Annotated in this window: 20 protein-coding genes; 6 read left to right on the forward strand and 14 right to left on the reverse strand. The window is 51.5% G+C overall.

Features of this window, described 5'->3' with window-relative positions:
• Positions 1–9: 9 nt before the first annotated feature.
• The 4 genes from INP79_RS10535 to INP79_RS10550 all read right to left on the reverse strand — a co-directional run bounded on the left by INP79_RS10535 (position 10) and on the right by INP79_RS10550 (position 3,313).
• Positions 10–1,161 (reverse strand): cysteine desulfurase family protein, encoded by a 1,152-nt coding sequence (locus tag INP79_RS10535; RefSeq protein ID WP_194754230.1) that lies wholly within the window; start codon positions 1,159–1,161, stop codon positions 10–12.
• Positions 1,162–1,170: 9 nt separating this feature from the next.
• Entirely contained in the window at positions 1,171–1,641 is a 471-nt protein-coding gene (gene iscR, locus INP79_RS10540; RefSeq protein ID WP_194742620.1) for a Fe-S cluster assembly transcriptional regulator IscR, read from the reverse strand.
• Between the two features lie 108 nt (positions 1,642–1,749).
• Positions 1,750–2,484, reverse strand: a complete 735-nt coding sequence (cysE, locus tag INP79_RS10545; protein WP_194754231.1) for a serine O-acetyltransferase — start codon at positions 2,482–2,484, stop codon at positions 1,750–1,752.
• Positions 2,485–2,560: 76 nt separating this feature from the next.
• Positions 2,561–3,313: an RNA methyltransferase gene (locus INP79_RS10550; protein WP_194754232.1), complete on the reverse strand. Its 753-nt coding sequence runs from the start codon at positions 3,311–3,313 to the stop codon at positions 2,561–2,563.
• A gap of 83 nt (positions 3,314–3,396) precedes the next feature.
• Between INP79_RS10550 and INP79_RS10555 the strand changes: the two genes are divergently transcribed.
• The 5 genes from INP79_RS10555 to INP79_RS10575 all read left to right on the forward strand — a co-directional run bounded on the left by INP79_RS10555 (position 3,397) and on the right by INP79_RS10575 (position 9,115).
• Positions 3,397–4,212 carry an inositol monophosphatase family protein gene (locus INP79_RS10555; protein ID WP_194754233.1) on the forward strand — a complete coding sequence of 272 codons (816 nt, stop codon included), beginning with the start codon at positions 3,397–3,399 and terminating at the stop codon, positions 4,210–4,212.
• A 537-nt stretch (positions 4,213–4,749) separates the two neighbouring features.
• The gene (gene mutS / locus INP79_RS10560) at positions 4,750–7,296 is read left to right on the forward strand and encodes a DNA mismatch repair protein MutS (protein ID WP_194754234.1); all 2,547 of its coding nucleotides are present in this window, start codon (positions 4,750–4,752) and stop codon (positions 7,294–7,296) included.
• A 10-nt stretch (positions 7,297–7,306) separates the two neighbouring features.
• Positions 7,307–7,900 (forward strand): nitroreductase family protein, encoded by a 594-nt coding sequence (locus INP79_RS10565; protein ID WP_194754235.1) that lies wholly within the window; start codon positions 7,307–7,309, stop codon positions 7,898–7,900.
• A gap of 163 nt (positions 7,901–8,063) precedes the next feature.
• Complete coding sequence (locus INP79_RS10570) at positions 8,064–8,600, forward strand: PEP-CTERM sorting domain-containing protein (RefSeq protein WP_194754236.1); 537 nt, start codon at positions 8,064–8,066, stop codon at positions 8,598–8,600.
• 146 nt (positions 8,601–8,746) lie between these two features.
• Positions 8,747–9,115, forward strand: coding sequence for a co-chaperone YbbN (locus INP79_RS10575; RefSeq protein WP_194754237.1), 369 nt, complete (start codon positions 8,747–8,749; stop codon positions 9,113–9,115).
• 756 nt (positions 9,116–9,871) lie between these two features.
• On the opposite strand, the gene INP79_RS10580 is transcribed toward INP79_RS10575, so the two are convergent.
• On the reverse strand, positions 9,872–10,336 hold the full coding sequence (locus tag INP79_RS10580; RefSeq protein WP_194742875.1) for an Lrp/AsnC family transcriptional regulator: 465 nt from the start codon (positions 10,334–10,336) through the stop codon (positions 9,872–9,874).
• A 163-nt stretch (positions 10,337–10,499) separates the two neighbouring features.
• On the opposite strand from INP79_RS10580, the gene leuA reads away from it, so the two are divergent.
• Positions 10,500–12,185 (forward strand): 2-isopropylmalate synthase, encoded by a 1,686-nt coding sequence (leuA, locus tag INP79_RS10585; protein ID WP_194754238.1) that lies wholly within the window; start codon positions 10,500–10,502, stop codon positions 12,183–12,185.
• A 45-nt stretch (positions 12,186–12,230) separates the two neighbouring features.
• Here the strand turns inward: leuA and INP79_RS10590 are convergent, their stop codons facing one another.
• From INP79_RS10590 to INP79_RS10630, 9 genes are all read right to left on the reverse strand, one after another.
• Positions 12,231–12,578, reverse strand: a complete 348-nt coding sequence (locus tag INP79_RS10590) for a hypothetical protein (protein WP_194754239.1) — start codon at positions 12,576–12,578, stop codon at positions 12,231–12,233.
• Between the two features lie 73 nt (positions 12,579–12,651).
• The gene (locus tag INP79_RS10595) at positions 12,652–13,545 is read right to left on the reverse strand and encodes a peptidoglycan DD-metalloendopeptidase family protein (protein ID WP_194754240.1); all 894 of its coding nucleotides are present in this window, start codon (positions 13,543–13,545) and stop codon (positions 12,652–12,654) included.
• Positions 13,542–14,216: a protein-L-isoaspartate(D-aspartate) O-methyltransferase gene (locus INP79_RS10600; RefSeq protein ID WP_194754241.1), complete on the reverse strand. Its 675-nt coding sequence runs from the start codon at positions 14,214–14,216 to the stop codon at positions 13,542–13,544. The genes INP79_RS10595 and INP79_RS10600 overlap by 4 nt, the downstream gene beginning before the upstream one ends.
• A gap of 5 nt (positions 14,217–14,221) precedes the next feature.
• Positions 14,222–14,971, reverse strand: a complete 750-nt coding sequence (gene surE / locus INP79_RS10605; RefSeq protein ID WP_194754242.1) for a 5'/3'-nucleotidase SurE — start codon at positions 14,969–14,971, stop codon at positions 14,222–14,224.
• A 97-nt stretch (positions 14,972–15,068) separates the two neighbouring features.
• A complete protein-coding gene (locus tag INP79_RS10610) occupies positions 15,069–15,431 on the reverse strand; it encodes a DUF2069 domain-containing protein (protein WP_194754243.1) in 363 nt (120 codons plus the stop codon).
• A complete protein-coding gene (locus INP79_RS10615) occupies positions 15,428–16,153 on the reverse strand; it encodes a HugZ family protein (RefSeq protein ID WP_194754244.1) in 726 nt (241 codons plus the stop codon). Before INP79_RS10615 ends, INP79_RS10610 begins: the two co-directional genes overlap by 4 nt.
• Positions 16,154–16,176: 23 nt before the next feature.
• Entirely contained in the window at positions 16,177–16,767 is a 591-nt protein-coding gene (gene wrbA / locus INP79_RS10620; RefSeq protein WP_194754245.1) for an NAD(P)H:quinone oxidoreductase, read from the reverse strand.
• A gap of 20 nt (positions 16,768–16,787) precedes the next feature.
• Positions 16,788–20,078 (reverse strand): translocation/assembly module TamB domain-containing protein, encoded by a 3,291-nt coding sequence (locus tag INP79_RS10625; RefSeq protein WP_194754246.1) that lies wholly within the window; start codon positions 20,076–20,078, stop codon positions 16,788–16,790.
• Positions 20,078–21,850, reverse strand: coding sequence for an autotransporter assembly complex family protein (locus tag INP79_RS10630; protein ID WP_228519869.1), 1,773 nt, complete (start codon positions 21,848–21,850; stop codon positions 20,078–20,080). The genes INP79_RS10625 and INP79_RS10630 overlap by 1 nt, the downstream gene beginning before the upstream one ends.
• Positions 21,851–21,942: the final 92 nt, after the last annotated feature.

Genomic DNA, 21,942 nt, shown 5'->3' on the forward strand with positions numbered 1-21,942 from the left:
ATTAAAGTCTCATGCCGCAACGGCATTTAATCCTTTCAGACGCTGCACCTGTTGCTGCAACGCTGCTAAAAACTGGGTGATTTCTTCACTGGTATTGCTATCGCTCAGGCTGACACGCACTGCACCGCGTGCCAGGTCTGGCGTGATGCCCATGGCCAGCAAAACATGGCTAGGCTCTGTACTGTCACTGGAGCAGGCTGAACCGCTAGCCACGGCAAAACCTGCTTTATCCAGGGCTGTGACCAATGTTTCGCCTTCAATATTCGCGATGGCAAAAAAGCTGGTGTTAGGCAGGCGCTTGGCCTGTGGCGCAAAAATTGTGGCGCCTAACTGGTTTAACCCCGCTTCGAGTTGCTCACGCAAACGCTGCACTGCCGTATGGCGCGTGTCCAGGGTTTCCATCGCTAACTGGCAAGCTTGAGCAAAACCAATCACGCCAGCGACATTTTCTGTGCCGCTACGAAGACCACGCTCCTGACCGCCACCATGCAGCAAGGGTGCAATGTCTACACGTTTATCAATAATCAATGCGCCGACGCCAATCGGCCCGCCAATTTTATGGCTGGAGATCGTCATCGCATTCACGCCCAGAGCGCTCATGTCGACGTGGATTTTGCCAAATGCCTGCACGGCATCAGTATGCAATAACGCACCATGTGCTTTTGCCAGTTGCGCCAACTCGGCTATCGGCTGTATGGCTCCGGTTTCATTGTTTGCCAACATGGCCGAGACTAAACCTGTGCGTGTGCTGAGGGTTTGCTCTGCCTGCGCCAAGTCAATCACGCCCTGACTGTCCACACCAATCGTGGCCACTTTCCAATCATGCCAGGCCAATGACTGTGCCGGGCGTGTCACGCACGGATGTTCAATGCCGCTGATCAGTAACTGTGACGGACTCAGGTTCGCCGTGATGCCTTTAATGGCAAAGTTATTGGCCTCTGTGCCGCCAGACGTAAACACGACTTGTGACGCCTGCACACCGACGCAAGCTGAAATCTGTTTCCTGGCCAGCTCTAGCGCTTCGCGTGCATTGCGGCCATACACATGGCGACTGGTCGGGTTGCCCGTTGGCTGGGTCAACCAGGGCAGCATTGCTTCCAGCACCTGCGGTTTTAACGCCGTGGTGCTGTTGTGATCCAGGAAGGCGGTTTTCGTTGTCATGGCCAAATATTAGGCGGCAATGGTTGCTTCAGAGCCACATTTTCTTGGTGCGAATACGACCGTACCTGCGCCTTTTTTGCGCTGCATATCAACCATGTCTGCCAAGCTCACGCCTGATAAGTAATCAAGAATTTTGCTGTTTAATGACGCCCACAGCTCATGCGTCATGCAGCGGCCTTCGTCGTGGCAGTTCTCATTGCCGCCACATTGGGTTGCGTCAATTTGTTCGTCTACCGCAGTAATAATGTCAGAGACAGAAATTTCGCTGTGTGCTTTGGCAATGCGGTAACCGCCGCCTGGCCCGCGTACGCTGGAAACCAGGCCTTGCTTGCGCAGGCGGCTGAATAATTGTTCAAGATAAGACAAGGAAATGCTTTGGCGTTCGCTAATGCCAGCCAGTGTGACTGGCTTGTCCGCTTCGTAAAGCGCAATGTCGAGCATCGCGGTGACAGCAAAACGTCCTTTGGTGGTTAATCGCATCTTGAGATGACCTTTTAAAACAGAGGTGAATTGTATAATAACCTACTGTTTTAGTCAATTATTATGCCCAAAAAGTTCAGGGCTTGATGTCGTGTTGCCAGAAGGTGGCTATTCGGGCTTTTTGGCAAAAGCCTCACCAACATTGGTATCGGTTTCAGTATCGCTCAGTTTGGCTAATTGTATTTTTAGTTCTGCGATCTCTGCCTCTTGCTTGTGGGCATGATCTAGCAGGCTGTTAATCGCTTTGATCATGGGGTCATTTTCATCGTTGCCAACCGCGTAGGCGCTGAAGCCCATTTTTTGCGCGGCATCCTGGCGTTGTTTGGCTTTTTCCTCTTCAAGAATACGCGCCGGGATTCCGACGGCTGTCGCGCCGTCTGGTACATCTTTGACCACCACCGCGTTCGAGCCAATCTTGGCATTTTTTCCAATGGTAATTGGCCCCAGCACTTTTGCACCCGCGCCGATGACGACGCCAGACTCCAAAGTCGGATGGCGTTTGCCCTTGTTCCAACTGGTACCGCCTAACGTCACGCCATGATACAGCGTGCAGTCATCGCCAATAATGGCTGTCTCCCCGACCACTACACCCATGCCGTGATCAATAAATACGCGACGGCCTATGGTGGCACCGGGATGAATTTCGATGCCGGTAATCCAGCGCCCAAAGTGGGAGAGGGCACGCCCCAGCCAATACAGACGATGACTCCATAACCAGTGGCTGAATCGATGCAGGATCAGGGCATGCACACCAGGGTAAGTGGTCAGAATCTCGAAATGGGTACGCGCCGCCGGATCGCGGTCAAACACAATCGAAATATCTTCTTTGAGGTGCTTAAACATGCGCGCATTATGCCATTAAGTTAGGCGCGCGTCTAAAGCTGGCACGGCTATTTACACTAAACGCGCAATTGCAAGCTTAGTATTTGCTGTGTTTTTTCGGGTTGACTGTCAGCGTCAAAATGCCACGCAATAAATTCACTTCTTCTTTCTCTAACCGGCTACGGCCATACAGGCGGCGCAGGCGTTCAAACAGCTTTTTAGGCGCGCGCGGGTTGATGTAGCCAATATGTTCCAGGACTTCGCGCATATGCTCGTAAAAACGCTCCAGGTCTTCCTGCGTGGCGAGCTCGGCTGGTTTTTCTTCGTAGTGTAGTTCCCCGGTCGTGATCGCCATACGTGTTTCATAACTCATGATTTGTACTGCTTGCGCCAGGTTGAGCGAAGTATACTCAGGGTTGGCCGGAATCGTCGCCAACACATGACAAAGATCAGCCTCGGCATTGCTCAGGCCGCTCATTTCTGTGCCAAATACCAATGCCACCTGGCTATGGCTGGCGACGGATTTTACTTCTTGTGCCGCTTCGCGCACCGTCATCACCTGCTGCGACAGCGAGCGTTCCTTGCCACTGACGCCAATCACAAACTGGCAATCGGCCAATGCCTCTTCCAGTGTTTCTGTCACCACGGCAGTTTCCAGTAAGTCAGCCGCATTTACCGCCAGCGAGTTTGCTTCGTTATCCGGAAAGTGCTTGGGGCGCACCAGGTAAAGGCGGCTTAAACCCATGGTTTTCATGGCGCGCGCCGTAGAACCGATGTTGCCAGGATGGCTGGTTTGGCATAAAACGACACGGATATTGGCAAAGATTGTAGATTCTGGAGTGGGTGACATGGGTAAATGTTGCCGTTATGTTTGTGGCTAAGCGTGTAAAAAGCTAAAATAGCATTTTATCAGTTGAATCAAGATCCCACAGCATGCATCCAATCCTGAATGTCGCCATTCGCGCCGCGCGTGAAGCAGGCAAAATCATCAACCGTGGCGCCATGGACATCGGCGCCTTAAAAGTCGAGCAAAAAGACACCAATGACTTTGTCAGCGAAATCGACCGCAATGCCGAGCAAGCCATTATCAATGTATTAAAAGAAGCTTACCCAAACCACGGCTTTTATGGCGAAGAAACGGGTAAGACCAATAGCGAATCCGACAATATCTGGATTATCGACCCGCTAGATGGTACGACTAACTTTTTGCATAACTTCCCGGCTTACTGTATTTCAATTGCCCTGCAAGAAAAAGGCGTGCTGACCCAGGCCGTGATTTACGACCCGGTGCGCAACGACCTGTTTACCGCCACCAGAGGCAGCGGTGCGTTTTTGAACAATCGCCGTATCCGCGTCACACAGCGCACCAAATTGCAAGAAGCGCTGCTTTCTACGGGGTTCCCATTCAAAGATTTCAGCTATCTGGATACCTATATCAATATCTTCCGCGATATGGCCAAGAAAACAGCTGGTTTACGCCGTCCTGGCTCCGCCGCGCTGGATCTCGCCTATGTAGCCGCCGGTTTCACTGACGGTTTCTTCGAGATTAACCTGTCGCCATGGGATATCGCTGCTGGTGCGTTGCTGGTACAAGAGGCCGGTGGTATTGTCGGTGACTTTGAAGGCAATGAAAGCTGGTTGCGTACCGGTAATATCGTAGCAGCTAACCCGAAAGTGTTTGGGCAAATGCTGCAAGTGATTGCACCGCACTTAACTGAGCGTATCAAGACACCGACATTGGTCGTGTAGTTTTTTGATTGGATGGATAAGTAGACCCGGATATAAATGTCCGGGTTTATTTTTTTGTGGGTGATGGGTTAGGAAGGTAATTCTTTGGGTTTGTTTAGGTGTTGTTGCTTTTCACCTTTTTCTTTGCTTACACAAAATGGATTTAGGACAGATCTATTTCGCCTTTTCGGCGAGTTACTTTTCTTTGCTTGTACAAAGAATAAGTAACTAAAAGAAAGTGCACCCCAGCTTCCGCTTGATTCCTGCGTTGCTCGTCAAAATAAGCGGTCACGAAAGTCCTAATTTGAGCAACGCAAGGGAGCCTTTAGGCCGTGATGGCTGGGTGTCGTCCTCTTTGGTTACTTTCTGGGGGACAAGCGCCAGAAAGTGACTCGCCGAGAGGCGAAAGAGAGTGCAGCTTAAAACTCACATCTCTAAATGTAAGAATAACTTTCTTCCATCATCGTCTTTCTATCAGCACGCTCGGCAAAAAACATGCTTTTGTTGTAAGATGCACTGGCTATTTATTCCAACCTCTCTAAATCAAAGTTTCCCTGCATGGCCTTCGAAAATCACACCCCCATGATGCGTCAATACCTGACGTTGAAAGCACAGTATCCCGATATGCTGCTGTTTTACCGCATGGGTGATTTTTACGAACTGTTTTTTGAGGATGCTGAAAAAGCGTCGCGTTTGCTTGGGATTACACTGACCCGCCGTGGTGCCAGCAATGGCGAGCCGATTAAGATGGCAGGTTTGCCTTACCATGCAGCCGAAGGGTATCTGGCCAAATTGGCGAAAATGGGCGAAGCGGTGGCCATTTGCGAGCAGGTGGGTGATCCGGCAACGTCTAAAGGGCCGGTAGCGCGTGAGGTGACGCGTATCCTCACCCCTGGCACCCTGACGGATGCGGCGCTGCTAGATGAGACACGTGATAACACGCTGCTGTGTGTGGCCAAAGGGGAAGGTTTACTGGGTTTGGCGCGGCTCAACCTGGCCTCTGGTGAGTTTGTGTTGAGTGAAATCGCGCCCGGACATTTGTCGCAAGAGCTGGAGCGTATTCATCCTGCCGAGCTGGTGATTGCAGAGGACCATAGTTCAGAGGTATTGCAACAGTCACGTTGCGCTAAAAAGCGCTTGGCGCCATGGCAGTTTGACCTGGATACCGCTAACCGCAGTTTGACGCAGCAATTCAATACGCATGACCTGGGTGGTTTTGGTTGTGCTGAAATGCCTGCGGCAGTGACGGCGGCGGGGGCTTTGCTGGAATATGTGAAGCATACCCAGCGCACGGCGTTGCCGCATATTGCCGGTTTACGTGTAGAGCAGAGCCATCATTACCTGCAACTGGACGCGGCGACACGCCGCAACCTGGAAATTGATACCACCATTCGTGGTGAAGCCACGCCGACGTTGTATTCATTGCTGAATTCAACACAAACGGCTATGGGCGCGCGATTGTTACGTCATTGGTTGCATCATCCTTTGCGCAACCAGCACCTCATCCAGCAGCGTCATTTGGCAGTGGCTGAGTTGCTGGGGCAGTTTCTGGATAGTGCATTGCAGCAGGCGCTGCATCCGATAGGCGATATTGAGCGCATGACGGCACGGGTCGCTCTGAAAACGGCCCGTCCGCGTGATTTGTCTGGTTTGCGTGATAGTTTGTTGCAATTGCCTGCGCTGGTTGCGACATTGCCAGGAGCTATGTCGCCTTTATTGCAAGGGTTGCTGGGGGAGTTGCAAGCGCCCTCTGATGCGTTGCAGTTGTTGGTGCAGGCGATTCAGGCGGAGCCTTCTGCGGTGTTGCGCGAAGGCGGAGTGATCGCCACTGGTTACGATGGCGAACTGGATGAGTTGCGTGCGATTCAGACCGATCATGGTGACTTCTTATTGCAATTTGAAGCTGCAGAAAAAGCCCGTACCGGTATTGCCAATCTCAAGGTTGAATATAACAGTGTGCATGGTTTTTATATTGAAATCAGCCGCTTGCAGGCCGAAAGTGCGCCACCGGAATATCGCCGCCGCCAAACACTAAAAAACGTTGAGCGTTTTATTACTCCTGAACTTAAAGCGTTTGAAGATAAGGTTCTGAGTGCTAATGAGCGTGCCTTGGCGCGCGAAAAAATGCTTTATGAGCAGGTGCTGGATGCACTGTTGCCGCACATTACCACGTTGCAACGTATCGCCACGGCGGTCGCCAGCCTGGATGTACTGGCCTGTTTTGCCGAGCGGGCACGGGCACTCAATTATGTGCAACCTGAATTTCGTGCCGAGATTGGCCTCGATATTCAGCACGGCCGCCACCCGGTGGTGGAAAGCATTGCCCAGCCTTATGTGGCGAATGACGTCACGCTCAATGCCTATCGGCAATTATTGCTGATTACTGGCCCGAACATGGGTGGTAAATCCACCTTTATGCGGCAGACAGCATTGATTGTATTGCTGGCTTACTGTGGCAGCTTTGTGCCTGCGCAACGTGCAGTCATTGGCGAGGTAGACCGCATCTTTACCCGAATTGGTGCTTCTGATGACCTGGCAGGTGGCCGCTCAACCTTTATGGTGGAGATGACGGAAACGGCTAATATTCTTAATAATGCCAGTGCCAATAGCCTGGTGTTGCTGGATGAAATTGGCCGCGGTACCAGTACGTTTGACGGCCTGAGCCTGGCCTGGGCCGTGGCGAAACAGTTGCTGGAGAAAAACAAATCGTTGACCTTGTTTGCCACACACTACTTTGAGCTGACTCGCATTGTCGATGAAGCCAAGCATGCCGCCAATGTGCATCTGGATGCGGTGGAGCATGGTCAGGGTATTGTGTTTTTGCATAAGGTAGAAGAGGGCGCCGCGACCATGAGTTACGGCATACAGGTGGCGCAGTTGGCCGGTATTCCTAAGTCTGTGGTGCAACTGGCCAAGCGCAAACTGCAACAACTGGAAAACCAAACCATTGCCGCGACACCACAAAATGATTTGTTTGCGGTCAGTCATGCGCCAGAGGGACCGCCTTTGCATCCCCTGGTCGCAGAGTTAGAGCGTATTCAACCGGATGACCTGACGCCCAAGCAGGCGTTAGAGTTACTGTATTCTTTAAAAAAACAATTGTGAGGATTTGACCATGCAAAAACCTGCGATCACGCAACAAGCCATTCATGAACTGTTAGCTAACCGCTGGAGCGGCCGTGCTTATGATGCAGACCAGTCGGTCAGCAAAGAACAAGTGGTTAGCCTGCTTGAAGCCGCCCGTTGGGCGCCATCCTGTTTTGGCGACCAGCCCTGGCGCTATGTTGTTTGCAACAAGGCCGATAACCTGGAAGCCTGGCAGGCAGCGTTTGATTGCCTTGTGCCTGGCAACCAAGGCTGGGCAGTTAACGCGCCGGTGTTGTTGTTGATTTGCGCAGATACTTTGTTTGGCCATAACGATAAACCGAATAAGTGGGCCGCCTACGATACAGGCGCCGCGACTGAAAACCTGTGTTTGCAAGCCACTGCACTGGGCCTGATGGCGCACCAAATGGGTGGATTCGATGCCGATAAAGCCAGGGCGGCTTTTAATGTGCCTGAGCGTTACCAGATCCTAGCGATGGTTACCGTAGGCTACCAGGCATCCGTAGACAGTTTATCGGGTGAAGTGAAGGAGCGCGAACTGGCTGCCCGTAGTCGCAAGCCACTGGAAGAGTTATTTTTTAATGGGGTCTGGCAAGGTCAATAATTCATCATAATTACCCATTCGGTATTGGCCCGTTTGGGTAGATAAGCCGTTGATCAATAAGATTGTTGTTGAGTTATTTAATCTGATGAATTACGATTGGCATAACTAAAAAATTAATTAAAATATGCCTGTTATACAGGCCCATTCTTTGAGGAGAGAGAAGATGTTGATGTCACGTTTTTTCAAAACACTGGTAGGTGCCGCCTTATTAGCAGGCGTTTCACTGGCAAATGCGGCGACTTATAGTTTTGTTGGTAGTTGGTCTGTTTATGATGATGCGGCACCAGAGTGGAATGATCCCGCTTACAGTGCTACAAAAGGCCCTTTAGCCTACACGGCACAAGAGGCAGCTGCCTTGTTATTTGGTGGTTCAGCTTCTGATTATGTGATTAGTTCTATTGATGACAATCCACTAAATATTGACTTTAAGGCTTGGTATGATGTGATTGGTTATAGTGGCGGTGCCGTATTTGCACAAGACTATAACAATAAATATAACGGACTGTATTATGGGCCAGTAGACTCTTTTGTTGTCGGTAGTATCAATTCTGCAGCTTCCGCTTTTATTAGAGATAACGGTATTTTTAATAAAAACTATGCATTCAGAATTACAGCGGTGCCAGAGCCAGAAACTTATGGTTTGTTGATGGCAGGTTTGGGTGCTATTGTCTTGGTACGTAGAAGAAAATACAACGCTTAATTTCAGGCGTTATCGCAAAAAAGCCGACCTTGTCGGCTTTTTTGTTTTCAAGATTTGGGACGAGTCACCGATGAAAATTTCTCTGGCATCAGGCTTCGTCTGTTAAAATATGAGTCATAAAAACAATTTTTTGGACTGGAGATAGTATGGCGGTTGTAACACTGACCAAAGCGAACTTTAAAGAAACCATCGAAAGCAATGCGTTCGTGATTGTCGACTTCTGGGCGCCATGGTGTGACCCTTGTGTCGCATTTACGCCAACTTTTGAGGCGGCTGCGGCCAAAAACCCGGACATCGTATTTGGTATGGTGAATACTGAAACTGATCCGGAAATTTCTGAGTATTTCGAAGTGAAACAGATTCCTGGATTGTTGGTCATTCGTGAGCGTGCAGGTATTCATGCGCAAGTCGGCGAGATTGGTGCACCGGCACTGGATGAGATTATCAAGTGGGCACGTGAGTTTGATATGACGCCAGTGCGTGAATATTACAAAGCGGAAGACGCTAAGCAATAGTCATTGATTATTGTGTTTAAAAAGCCATGCATTGCATGGCTTTTTGCTTTTTGAGTGTGTCAATTAGTGATGTAATGGGCGTTGCTTTTTGCCTTTTCGGCGAGTTACTTTCTTTAGCTTGCCCAAAGCGAAGACTATTCTATGATCGATCTATTTCGCCTCTCGGCGACCATTCTTTCTTATGCTTGTCCATAAGAAAGAAGGCAAAGAACAAGACACCCCAGCTTCCGCTTGATTCCTGTGCTACTCAGCTTGTCGGGCGTCAATCAAAAACTCGTCCTGACAAGCCACACAGAACGTGGCTTGTTGCGGGACTCAAACAGTTGCTTGCCGAAATCCCCCGCCAATCCTGCGTTGCTCGGCGCGGCAGATGGGGACCCCGAACACCAGGCGAACGCAACTGTTTTCAGACTTTAGTAAAAGAATCTGGTTTTTAACCATCCGAACTAAATCAATGCAAGTTAGATGAGACAAATCCCATCCCATCACGCTGAGTAGCGCAGGCGAAGTGGGGGGGGCTCTGCCATCGACTGTTCGAGTTCCGCGGTGGCTTGCGGGGTGTGCAAGCCGCTAGGGCGAGTTTCGATGGACGCCCATTTTGTTGAGCAACGCAAGGGAGCCGTCAGGCCGTGATGGCTGGGTGTCTTCCTCTTTGGTTACTTTCTGGGGGACAAGCACCAGAAAGTGACTCGCCGAAAGGCGAAATAGGATATTGCTATAGCAAGCATTGGCTAAAGGCCTCTTTCTTGATCACTTTTAATCTACTGGTACTTTCGCCCTTGCCACCACATTCCTCAATACAAAACTGGTATGTACGCCTGTAACACCTGCAATTTTGGTAATTTTATGCAGTAATAGATGCTGGTAATCATCCATGTCCTTTACAACCACTTTAAGCAAATAGTCTGATTGTTGACCGGTAATCAGCAGGCATTCAAGCACTTCTGGAATCTGCGTGATGCTGCTTTCAAAATTGGCAAACCGTTCTGGTGTGTGTTGATCCATGGAAATACCAATCAACGCCATTAAGCTCAACCCCAGCTTTTTGGCATCGACCAGTGCCTGATAGCCAAGTATCAGGCCTGCTTGTTCTAATGCTTTGACTCTCCTCAGGCATGGCGCAGGGGAGAGGCCGATACGGTCAGCGAGTTCCTGGTTGCTGATGTGTCCATCGGTTTGCAGAATGCTGAGTATGGCTTTGTCGAACCGGTCTAATTTCATATAAATTTCAACTTTAATTTTATATTGAAATAATATTACAAAAATAATTAATAAATTGAAATAATATTTTTTAAATTGGCTATTTGTGTGGAAATTAGCAATTTAATTTTTCGCCAAACCTCTATCATGTCTCCTGTCAAAAACAAAACCGATGGAGCGCAGCATGCAGACACAATCCGCCCAAAAATATCAGGCTTTTCCCCCTGTGAATCTCAAAGACCGCCAGTGGCCGAATGCAGTCATCAGCCAGCCTCCGATCTGGATGAGTACTGACCTGCGTGACGGTAACCAGTCGCTATTTGAGCCTATGGATGCGGAAAAGAAACTGCGTATGTTTAATATGCTGTGCCAGATGGGGTTCAAAGAAATTGAAGTGGCTTTTCCTTCGGCGTCACAAACGGATTTTAATTTTGTACGCAGCCTGATTGAGGAAAAGCGCATCCCGGATGATGTGACCATAGAAGTGCTGACGCAGGCGCGTGAGCACCTGATACGCCGGACCATGGAGTCGGTGCGTGGCGCACGGCGTGTCATTGTGCATATTTATAATGCGATCTCGCCTACGTTTAGAGAGGTCGTCTTTAATATGGGCAAGGCCGAGGTGAAAGCCATGGCCGTCGATTCGGTGAAGCTGGTCAAGGCACTGGCAGTCGACATGCCTGAAACCGAAATCATCATGCAATATAGCCCGGAAACGTTTACGGCCACTGAGCTTGAGTTTTCTAAAGAGGTGTGTGATGCCGTCACCGAGGCCTGGGAGGCGACGCCAACACGCAAGGTGATTATCAATTGCCCGGCGACGGTAGAGGTGGCGAGCCCCAATGTGTATGCAGACCAGATTGAGTGGATGCACCGCAACCTGGCGCGCCGCGATAGCGTCATTCTGAGCCTGCATCCGCATAATGACCGTGGTACGGCGGTAGCTGCGACCGAGCTGGGCATCATGGCGGGCGCTGACCGTGTCGAAGGTTGCCTGTTTGGGCATGGCGAGCGTACCGGGAACGTTGACCTGGTGACCGTGGCGCTTAATATGTACACGCAAGGCGTGCATCCGGGCCTCGATTTTTCTGATATTGATGCGATTGGCCGTACGGTTGAAGAATGTACGCAGATTGAGATACATCCGCGTCATCCGTATGCGGGAGATCTGGTCTTTACTGCTTTCTCTGGCTCACACCAGGATGCGATTAAAAAAGGCTTTGCGACACAGCAGGCAGATGCGCGCTGGAACGTGCCTTACCTGCCGATTGACCCTAAAGACCTGGGCCGCAATTATGATTCGATTATTCGTGTGAATAGCCAGTCTGGCAAAGGCGGCGTGGCCTACCTGATGGAAAACCATTACGGTATCGTCATGCCCAGACGCATGCAGGTGGAGTTTTCAGGCGTGGTACTGCAATACACGGATCAGCACGGCAGTGAAGTCGGGCCTGCCGAGCTGTGGCAGCTGTTTAATGCACAGTATGTGTCTGCCATTGTGCCTCTGCACTTTCAGGACTACCAGCTTGAAACGCATGCACAAGGACAGGCCATCCGCATGCATATTGCCGTCAATGGTGTACCGACCATCGCCAGCGGGCAGGGCAATGGGCCGGTAGATGCGGCAGTGCATGCGCTGCAGAATATTGGCATACAGGTACAAGTACGCAGTTTCGAAGAGCGCTCACTGGGTGCTAGCCCCTCTGCTGGCGAAGCGACTGCCTGTGCCTTTGTTGAAGTCGTCTGCCAGGGCAAAGTCTGTTATGGCGTGGGCATGGATACTAATATCGTGACTGCTTCTATTAAAGCGATTTTCAGCGGCATGAATCGTTGTGGTGTACAGCCCGCAGGGATGGCTAGAATAGCCTGATGTGATTGGCCGCCGCCTGTCGTCTTGACGATAGGCGGCGTATCTTTACCAGTGGCCGGTGGAGATGAGTCTATAGATGAAATAGGCGCCAACCAGCATCATGGCATAGACCGGCAGGTTGCTTGCTGAGCGCCGTTGCTGGTTGCTGATGTGGGTGATGTAGCGATGGAAGGCGAAGGCAGCCAGTAGCCCAACGGCAGTGAGTATCATGTTGAGCGTTGAAGCCATGACCCATTGCACCCAGTCAATCGGTCCCTGATCACTGCCAAATACATGCACGGCAATGCCGATAAAGCCGCACACCATCAAGCCCAGGGTAAATAATGCCTGCACGATTTGCCAGGGGCTGTCCGGGCGGATAGTGCGGTTTTTGCTGTAACGGTTTGGATCCATGCGCTACTCCTTTCAAGCAACATGCGCCTAAGCGCCATCGATTGCTTTCAAGCCCGCACAGAGGGCGCGGGTGTTAACTGTTACTGCTTATTGTAGCCGGATTATTTGGTAAATAACCGACCGGGTCTACCGGTTTGCCTTTTTGGCGAATCTCGAAATGCAGTACCGGTGATTTGTTATTGGCTTGGGCTGGCAAATTGGCCAGTTTTTCGCCAGAGGCCACAAACGCGCCTTCTTTCACTAAAGAATTCCCTTGATGGGCATACACTGAGAGCAGGTTGCTGTTGTGTTTGATGATGATCAGCTTGCCGTAGCCACGTACATCCATGCCGCTGTAAATGACTTTGCCAGCCCCTGCGGCATTAATCACCTGGCCTGCATTGCCAGTGATATTGAGGCCTTTGTTGGTTTGGGCGTCAAAGCCAGTGCTGACTTTGCCCGCTAATGGCCATTGCCATTGAATATCCGCATCGGTAATTGCTTCAAGGTCCGTTGCTGTTGCCGTCTTGCCAGTGTCAGCAGGTGCCTGCGCATTGCTTGCTGCTGCAGTCGTCGCGGGTTCCGCAGCGTTGTTAATGTCTGGGCGAACAATGGCTGAAGTCACGACTTCTGCATCATCTGGCGCATTGGCACTGTCATTGGCTTTGCTATTCGCCGTGCTGCTCGTTGCCTTGGCGTTCAGGCTGAGCACTTGGCCGACGTGAATTTCATACGGCGCCTGCAACTGGTTAACGTCGGCCAGCTTCATGAACGGGATGCCAAACTTACGGCCTATGCTGTACAGCGTGTCGCCTTTTTGCACCAGGTATTGATTAGCCCCCAGCGTTGCCGGCGTAGCCACTGGTTTATTACTCTCGGTACTGACCGGGCTACTGCTGACCGGCGCCCGTGGCATGGGTGAGTTAAGGGCGCAGGCGGCAAGTGTGCAGCTGGTGCCCCATACCGTGAGCAAAGTGCGGAATCTCATGATAAAGCCGTGCCTCCCAACAATGGAACAAATTTGACCGGCTCCAACGCAATTTGTTGTACGCCTTGTGCGCTACGCTCGATCAGATGTAAGACTTGTTCTGTGGTGCCGACCGGAATCACCATGCGGCCACCCACGGCCAGTTGTTCAACCAGCTCTTGCGGTACATGGCTGGCAGCGGCAGTGACCATAATGGCATCAAATGGTCCATAACTTTTCAAGCCAAGGCTGCCATCGGCATGGTCCAGTTTAACGTTGGTGCATTTTAAGGTGCGCAAATGGTTTCTGGCTTTCATCACCAGCGGGCGTATGCGTTCCAGTGAGTAAACCTCGGTGCTGACGCGTGACAATACCGACGTCTGGTAGCCGCAACCTGTGCCTATCTCCAGCACTTTATTGAGCTGTTTGCCATTGCGCAGGATTTGCGTCATTTTGGCCACAATATAAGGCTGTGAAATGGTCTGGCCGTAGCCAATCGGCAATGAAACATCTTCATAAGCGCGAATAGATAGCGCTTCATCGACAAAGATATGGCGCGGAATATCGGCCATAGCGGCGATCACTACTTCATCGCTAATCCCTTGTTCGCGCAGGCGGGTCAGCATGCGCTCACGGGTACGTGACGACGTCATGCCTATGCCGGTTTTATTGGATGTTCTTGGAATTGCCATAATACTTAATTCTTGGCTTGCAGCCATTGTTGCATGGCTGCGATTTGCGAATGCTTGGTCAGGTCTACCTGGATAGGGGAGATAGAAACATAGCCTTGTGCGACGGCATGAAAGTCAGTGCCTTCACCGCCATCATTGGGTTGTCCGGCGGCGCCTACCCAGTAAACCGTTTCACCACGCGGGGTTTGCAGCTTAATCACAGACTCAGCCTTGTGGCGTTTGCCTAGGCGCGTGATCTGACGACCCTTAATCTCTTGCAATGGCAGATCTGGCACGTTGATATTGAGCAGGGTAGGCTCGGTAAATTCGCTGTGGTTGTATTGCTTGACCAGGTCGACCACGATTTTGGCCGCCGTTTCAAAGTGGGCTGGCTGGTGCTGCGACATGGAGACGGCAAACGAAGGAATGCCTAGCAAGTAGCCTTCAGTGGCGGCAGCCACCGTACCTGAGTAAATGGTGTCATCACCCATGTTGGCACCATCATTGATGCCACTAATCACCATGTCCGGCATGTCTTGCATCAGGCCGGTGAGGGCAATGTGTACGCAGTCAGTAGGGGTGCCGTTGACATAGTAAAAACCGTTGGCGGCTTGTTTGACACTCAATGGGCGGTCTAGCGTCAGTGAGTTGCTGGCACCGCTACGGTTACGCTCAGGTGCCACCACCGTAATATCAGCGATTTTGCTTAGGTGGCTGGCAAGTGTGTTCAGGCCTGGTGCCAGGTAGCCATCGTCATTGGATAACAGAATTCTCATGCCCGATATTATATAAGGTTTACCAGGCTTGTCAGCGTCCGTGCACGAAAGAATTTATAGTGAAAATGGCACCTGCATTGATGCTGCTAAAGCGATCTCACGCAGGCTGGTAACTGCGGCCTGTGTATTTGGAATATGCAATCACGCTGGCAAAGAAAATCAGGCTGAGGATGACTTCTGCCACGGCCAGCCACCGCGCTACACCTGTCTCTGACCATGCCCTGACCGCGCCTTCGGTGAAGTAAAACAAAATCAGCATGCCTGACCATTGATAGGTATAACGTTTGCCGCGTAAAATGCCAAATAGCGGTAACAGTAAGGGCAGTGTTTTGAGAAACAGCAAACTACCGCCTGCGCGTAAAGGCGCCCAGAAAATCTCCCAACCCAGGCACAACACAATCAGGCCAAGTAGGCTGATACTGGCCGCGCTGCGGCTAACGGATAAAATGCGTGGAATCATGATCTACCTGCTTGTGCTAGGGCAACCAGTGCTTTACGCGCGTCCATCGCGTTTAATACCGTCTGTTCAAACTGAAAACGCAGCAGGCCTTGCGTTTCTTCGCCCTGATGATATTGCACATCAAAGCCTTCTGCATCCAGGCCGATCATTTCTGCATGGTCGGCTGTCACGCCATGCACATGCTGGCAATATTGCAGCAGGCTGTCTTTATGGTCTTCGTTCATATGGGAGACGATGCCGCCTTCCTGTGCCGCCAGCATGCTGTCAGCCAGGTCGTCATTGAGCGCATCGCCTTCAAACCAGCCCATGCGGCCAAAGCCCGCAATATAGCGTACTTGCTCAATCTTGATGCGGTAAAAATGAAAGTCATGCATATCAAAGTAACTGGCTGCTTGAGGCAGATAGCGTAAATAACGCGCACGCAAATCCTCATCCTGTTTGTCGCAATGAATCGCTTCGCCCATCAGGGTTAGCCGTGCATTAGCTTGTAAATCATCGGCACCAGAAAACACCAGCAAGGAGACTTTCGGGTTTTCCAGAATATTTTTGGTATGCTCAGCAATCGTGCTGATCAGGATTACCGGCTCAGCTTGCTGGTTGCAAACAAACGGCGCCACCGAGCCAAACGGAAAGCCGGGGTATTTCATCGAGTGCGTCGATAAAATGGCATGGCGGGTTGAAAACAAGAATTGGCGGGCTTCATGGGCGAGGGCAGCAGACATAGCGTACTTTTCCTGAAAAACGGTTATTGCAATTTGAGTGCAGTTTCGGCCAGGCGTTTCCCCAAGGCCATACACAATTTTTTTTCATCATCCGAAATCGGCTGGTCATCCAATGCGCCACCAATATGACTGGCGCCATAAGGTGTACCACCTGTTTTGGTAGTACCCAATTGGGGTTCTGAATAAGGCAAGCCTAACATCAGCATGCCGTGGTGTATCAGCGGAATCATCATGGTCATCAGCGTCATTTCGTTACCGCCATGCAGTGAGCCGCTGGAGGTGAATACCGCCGCTGGTTTACCAATCAGTGCCCCCTTGAGCCACAAGCCGGACGTGCCATCGAGAAAATATTTCATCGGCGCGGCCATATTACCAAAGCGGGTAGGGCTACCCAAGGCCAGTCCGGCACATGTTTCCAGGTCCTGCAAGGTGGCATACGGTGCGCCAGACGTTGGAATGTCTGACTCTGTGGCTTCACAGTTGGCTGACACTTTAGGCACGGTGCGTACACGCGCTGTCGCCCCGGAAACACTTTCCACGCCACGTGCAATTAATTGCGCCATCTCTTTGACGGCGCCGCCTTGTGAATAATAAAGAATCAGGATTTCGGTCATTGTTTAGAAAATATACGTGATTAGTCAAAGCTAAATCCATAAAACACATCCAGCGCGTTGTCTGAGCCGGTCCTAGTTTCGATGGAGATGCGCTTGGTCAGTTGATAGGTGAGTTTACCAACATTTAACAGGCCGACAATGCTTTTTTCATAGCCAACCACCAGGTTGCGGTTAATGCGTTTGCCGACGCTGACGGCGTAATTGGTCGGTCCGCTGCCGCGAACATCTATACTATCCAAGCCAACGGCTTGTGCAATTTTGGTTTGCAGTGAGACAGAATCGCCTTGGGAGAGCAAGGCGCCAGCGGCGACTGATAATAAAGCCATATCGCTACTGCCAACTTGTGACATGGGTTGTCCCAGTACCAGCAGTGAGATTTTATTCTCGTTGCTGGTATCAGGCGTAGAGACCAGTTTAAGCTGCGGCGTTTGTAGGCTGCCATTGATTTGAATCCCGACTTTGGTACTTTCCACTTGTCTTGTCGCCAGCACATCGAGGCCAATATTAGGCAGTTTGCCGCTGAATATCAGGCGACCGGTTTCGATATTGAGTGACTGGCCGTAGGCGATATAAGTGCCGGTGATTTCCAGTGTGCCTGCGGCGGTCAGCTCGTCCAGCAAGCCGTTGAGTTGCATATTGCCACTCAGTGCACCATTTAAGCCTTGGCCACGCAACATGAATTGTTCGGATTCCTTGAAAGGTAATACCAGTGGTTTGTCGCCAAAATCGAGTGCAAAGTTGTTAAACACCAGTTTTGAGGTTGGCTCGGGTTGACTGGCCTGCGGTGATTCAATCACGACATCTTCGTCCAGTTTGGGCTTATCCGCTTTCGGCAGTTCAAACAGGCCTTTATGTATCTTGAGTTTGCCGCCGAGCAAGGTTTGCCCACTGGTCATGCTGATGTTGGTATTGCCGCTCAGTTGTACCCAACGGTCTACCCGGGATAAGGCCTGTAACTTGTTGAATTGCATGGCGGCATCCAGTTGCCAGTGATCGTCTTTAAACACCAGTTGGCCGTTGCCATTGAGTTCGCCACTTTTGCCAGCAAAGTGTAGTTGGTCAATATTCACCTGATCGCCTGATAGGATGGCATGCAGGTTGCCTTGTTCCAGCCATAGGCCTTGCGATGGGACTTGTAAGGCCAGCGCCTGGCCTTGAATGCTGCCTTGTAATTGTGGCTGAGCGATCATGCCGCTAGCCTGGGCATCTATGGTTAATTGCCCGGCTGGCTGCATGTCTGGCATAAGCTTGGCTAGCCAGCCTAGTTGCGAAATGTTGGCCTTGAGTTGTGCCGAGATCGGGGCTGAGCGTTGAATCACGACGCCATTCTGCGTAGGTGTGACGACGGTGTTGCCAGCAAATTGCAGATCTATCGCAGTGTCTGCGCGTATGCTGCTTTGCACACTGACGCGATTGTTCTGCGCCTTGATATCTGCCAGTAGTGTCTGTATACCCAGCCCTTGCCAGCGTGCCTCGCTGTTGTCATAAGCTTGCCAGTCGCCCGAGGCGCGCTCAAGGTGCAGTGCGCCGTTCAGTTGTTCATCTAACGCTAGCTTCCATTGTGCCGAAACACGCAAATGGTCTGCAGGTAAGGCTTCTGAATGCTCGGGTACCAGCCATGCCATCACCGCTTGTAATGGGAACGCCTTGAGTGCGCCTTGGCTGCTGAACTGCACTTTTTCGGCTGCTTGTTGTGTGAGCGGGTCGGCGACCTTGGCCGGGCGGTAGTGCAGCTGATCGAGTTGCAGTTGGCCTGAGAGGGCATTGGCGACCAGGTTTTGCAGCTGGAAGCCTTGTTCATTTTGCCATTGCAGGCTGGCAGGTTGTGCCAGTTGAAAGACCTTGCCATTGGCATCTTGCAATTGCGTGAGTTGTGCTTGCCAGGTGTTTGCTTGCCAACTGCCCTCTAGCGCTAGTAACAGGTTGCGCTGCAATAACGGATCAGCATCATTCACTTTGAGCGCCAATTGGTGTTTTGCCAGCGTGCCTGTCAGGTTGAGTTCGGCGTCAATCGGGGGGCTATCGATGCCGCGCGCATTCTGCTGTGACAAACCACGTAACTTGACCCGGTTTTTGAGCGAGCCCTGTGACTGGTCAGTGGCCTGACCCTCTGCCTCAAAGCCTGCTAACGTTAAGCCTTGTGGTAACTGCAATTGCTGGCCAGAGAGTTGATAGGTGGTTGCAAAGCCGCTGGCAGACTGTTGCACCGTGCCAGTGCCTTTTACCTGGCCTGCAAAGCCTGGCATCAGTTGCGCCAGGTTGGCGAGCTCGGCTTGCCATGACAACGTGGTGACCTCCACGGTAGAGGTGTTTTTACCCGCTTGTATGGTCAGTTTGTTTTTATCCAGTTGCGCCAGCAAGTCCATATTCATTAGTTGTGTGCCTTGCAGGCTGGCACTGCCACGCACAATCAGCGGCTGCCCCTGCAAGCGGCTGTCTCCTGCGTCTATGGTTGCCAGCATCTGGCCTTGTTCGGTCAGGCTACCATCGGCGACAATTTTTAAATCCACCTTGCCAGCCAGTTGCGGATGGATATGCTTGGCTTGCAGCTGTTGTAGATGCAATAGTAAATGGCTGTTGCGTGTTTCATCCAGGCCAATACTGGCGCTGATTTGCAGCAGGTCTTCGGTCTGCCCGCTGGCTGGCACTATCGCAAATGGCCTGGCTTTTGGCTGGTAGTGATGGTTGGCGGCAATCTCCAGCCGGGTTAAATCACCATGTAGTTCGGTGCGCAGGTGATAAGGTAATTCGGTTTGTGGTTGTTGCATGTCCATCCAGCCATTAAGCGCGAAGGGCGCGGCATTTTGCATTTGAAAATGTGTGCTGACTTTGCCCCACGGGCTCAGCGCTTGTGCGATGCGGAATTGCAAGGCCTGATTGTCGGCATCAAGGTCAAACTGAATCTGTGTAATCTCTGAAGTGCTTGTGCCCTGGATAATAGTGAGCTGGTCAATCTGGCCGGAGAGCAAGTGAAACGGCAGCGGAATGTTGATACGCGCTGGTAGCGGTATTTTTGCCGCTGGAGGCGTTGGCGTAACCTCGGTCGTGGGTTTAAAACGCAAGGTGATTTGTTTGGCGCGAAACTGCGAGACGGTGAGCTCGCCTTTGGGCGTGACCGCCAGGCGCATATTTGAATCTATGCCTTCCACTTTGAGTGTTGCGTTACCGAGGTCGGTTTCAAATTCTTTTAAACTGGTCATCAGCAGTACATTTGCCGCCCACACCATTTGTGGCGTGATGATCAACGATAAACAAAGCACACCAGTGAGTGTGAGTTTGAGCAAGCGCTTGAATGTGTTTACGAGTGACATCAGAAATTCACGCCCAGGTTAAAGTGCAAACGGTATTCTTTGGTTTCTTCGCCATAGGCAACGTCCACGCCTACCGGGCCAATCGGGCTGCGCCAGCGTACCCCCAGGCCATAACCAAAGGCCGGGGCATAGTCTTTCCAGCTATTGGCGGCATGACCAAAATCGACAAATACGGCAGCGCCCCAGGATGAGGTCAGCCATTGCACAATTTCGCTGCTGCCAGTCAGTAGCACGCGGCCGCCAACAATCGCATCGGCTTCTTTAACGCCGAGTGACTGGAAAGCGTAACCGCGCACGGATTGGTCGCCACCCGCCCTGAATAAGTAAGTCGCAGGCACACTGCGCGCGCCGGTGACGGTGCCAACTTCAATGCGGCCCAGCCATTGCGTGGATTGTGTCAGTGGGTAAAAACCCTGTAACCTGGCTTGTGACTGCAGAAAGCGGCCGTCAGACAGCTTGTCCAGCGGTGCCAGTTGGAACTGGGTGTTTAGTATCCAGCCTTTGGTCGGTGCCAGCGGATGATCCAGTTTGCGCACATTCAGGCCATAGGCCAGTGTGGCCGCCTTGTTGAATTGCGACGATTCGCCGTCCACGGTTAAAAATTCATATAGCAGATTCGCGCCGACATATTGCTCGAAAATGCCAGGCTGACCCCAATAGCGGCGCACACCATTCTGCACGGCAGTGGTGATCTGACCTTCGAGGTCTGTGCGTGTCACGCTGTTTTGTATGCTGTCGCGGTAGCCTTTGTTATCGGTGAGAAAGGTGATGTTGGAGGTGACGGCTTGCAGCTTCTGTTCTAGCCGCAAGCTACTATCCCATAACAGGCCGCGGTCAAACAGGTTGCGGTCGGTGTAGTTAAATACGATACGGGCGCCAGTGTTGGTGCTGGCGCCTGCGCCAATGCGGAAGGTGTTCTGCTCCATTTCGTGCACAGTGACGTCTATGTCGGCACTGTGGTCGGGATTGAGTGCTTCCGTCCTGGCAACTACGTCCACCGAGCGAAATTTACCTGTGCTCATAAAGCTGTTTTGTAAGGTCAGTAAATCGGATTGACGATAGGGTGCACCAGTTTTCAGTGTGTTGAGCGGGCGCACCAGCGACTCTTTGTAGTGTTGTAGCCCATGTATGCGGACTTCGCCTATGCGTACCGCAGGCCCAGAATCCATGGCGAGGGTAATCAACACTTCTTGGGTCTGTGGATTGACCATGGCCTGCGAGGTAGTGATTTTGGCGTTTGGAAACTCTGCACGCAGCAAGGTGGCCAGTAACTCACGCTTGGCAGTACTCCAGGCTTGTTGGGTAAAGGTGCTGTTCACTGGCAGTGGCCAGCTTTTCTGCGCGGCTTCTAATGTAGATTGATGGCTGGGGTGCTGGATTTCGCCAGTGATCGAGACGTTAACCTGACTGACTTTGGCTTGCGGTGGCAGGCTGATATGAAATTCGGCCAGGTTGACGCTAGGTTGGACGGTGACGGTTTTGGTTTTAAAGTAACCTTCAGTGGCCACTAAGTCGGCAATTTCTTGCGGGGTTTTTTGTACTAATCGGCGCCACTCACTGTCGTTCATGCGCGGGTTTTGCATGGCTTCGTGGATGGTCAGGTGTTTTTGCAGCAGCTCACGCAGTGCTGAGGTATCTTCTGGTGGCGTATCGTTGGCGAGTGAAAAGCGTGTTTGGTAGCTGGTGCCTGGTTTGACCTCAAACCAGAGCGTGTCTTGAGCATAGCAGGTTGTTGACTGTGCTAGCAAAACAAGGGCCAGCAAAGTCAGCATGAGGTGCATTAACTGCTTGCACGTGGTGTTTGCCCAGAACAGGCAGCGAAACAAGATGTTTACTGCCTGTTCATAAGCGGGATGTTTTACAT

The organism is Methylophilus sp. QUAN (assembly GCF_015354445.1).
GTDB lineage: Bacteria > Pseudomonadota > Gammaproteobacteria > Burkholderiales > Methylophilaceae > Methylophilus.

Coding starts and splice junctions, on each gene's coding strand:
- INP79_RS10535 (WP_194754230.1), bottom strand. CDS start 1,161: ATGACAACGAAAACCGCCTTCCTGGATCACAACAGCACCACGGCGTTA.
- INP79_RS10595 (WP_194754240.1), bottom strand. CDS start 13,545: ATGAGATTCCGCACTTTGCTCACGGTATGGGGCACCAGCTGCACACTT.
- INP79_RS10630 (WP_228519869.1), bottom strand. CDS start 21,850: ATGCTGACTTTGCTGGCCCTTGTTTTGCTAGCACAGTCAACAACCTGC.
- cysE (WP_194754231.1), bottom strand. CDS start 2,484: ATGTTTAAGCACCTCAAAGAAGATATTTCGATTGTGTTTGACCGCGAT.
- INP79_RS10555 (WP_194754233.1), top strand. CDS start 3,397: ATGCATCCAATCCTGAATGTCGCCATTCGCGCCGCGCGTGAAGCAGGC.
- surE (WP_194754242.1), bottom strand. CDS start 14,971: ATGAGAATTCTGTTATCCAATGACGATGGCTACCTGGCACCAGGCCTG.
- INP79_RS10575 (WP_194754237.1), top strand. CDS start 8,747: ATGGCGGTTGTAACACTGACCAAAGCGAACTTTAAAGAAACCATCGAA.
- INP79_RS10615 (WP_194754244.1), bottom strand. CDS start 16,153: ATGTCTGCTGCCCTCGCCCATGAAGCCCGCCAATTCTTGTTTTCAACC.
- mutS (WP_194754234.1), top strand. CDS start 4,750: ATGGCCTTCGAAAATCACACCCCCATGATGCGTCAATACCTGACGTTG.
- INP79_RS10550 (WP_194754232.1), bottom strand. CDS start 3,313: ATGTCACCCACTCCAGAATCTACAATCTTTGCCAATATCCGTGTCGTT.
- INP79_RS10590 (WP_194754239.1), bottom strand. CDS start 12,578: ATGGATCCAAACCGTTACAGCAAAAACCGCACTATCCGCCCGGACAGC.
- INP79_RS10600 (WP_194754241.1), bottom strand. CDS start 14,216: ATGGCAATTCCAAGAACATCCAATAAAACCGGCATAGGCATGACGTCG.
- wrbA (WP_194754245.1), bottom strand. CDS start 16,767: ATGACCGAAATCCTGATTCTTTATTATTCACAAGGCGGCGCCGTCAAA.
- INP79_RS10625 (WP_194754246.1), bottom strand. CDS start 20,078: ATGTCACTCGTAAACACATTCAAGCGCTTGCTCAAACTCACACTCACT.
- INP79_RS10570 (WP_194754236.1), top strand. CDS start 8,064: ATGTTGATGTCACGTTTTTTCAAAACACTGGTAGGTGCCGCCTTATTA.
- INP79_RS10610 (WP_194754243.1), bottom strand. CDS start 15,431: ATGATTCCACGCATTTTATCCGTTAGCCGCAGCGCGGCCAGTATCAGC.
- INP79_RS10580 (WP_194742875.1), bottom strand. CDS start 10,336: ATGAAATTAGACCGGTTCGACAAAGCCATACTCAGCATTCTGCAAACC.
- INP79_RS10565 (WP_194754235.1), top strand. CDS start 7,307: ATGCAAAAACCTGCGATCACGCAACAAGCCATTCATGAACTGTTAGCT.
- iscR (WP_194742620.1), bottom strand. CDS start 1,641: ATGCGATTAACCACCAAAGGACGTTTTGCTGTCACCGCGATGCTCGAC.
- leuA (WP_194754238.1), top strand. CDS start 10,500: ATGCAGACACAATCCGCCCAAAAATATCAGGCTTTTCCCCCTGTGAAT.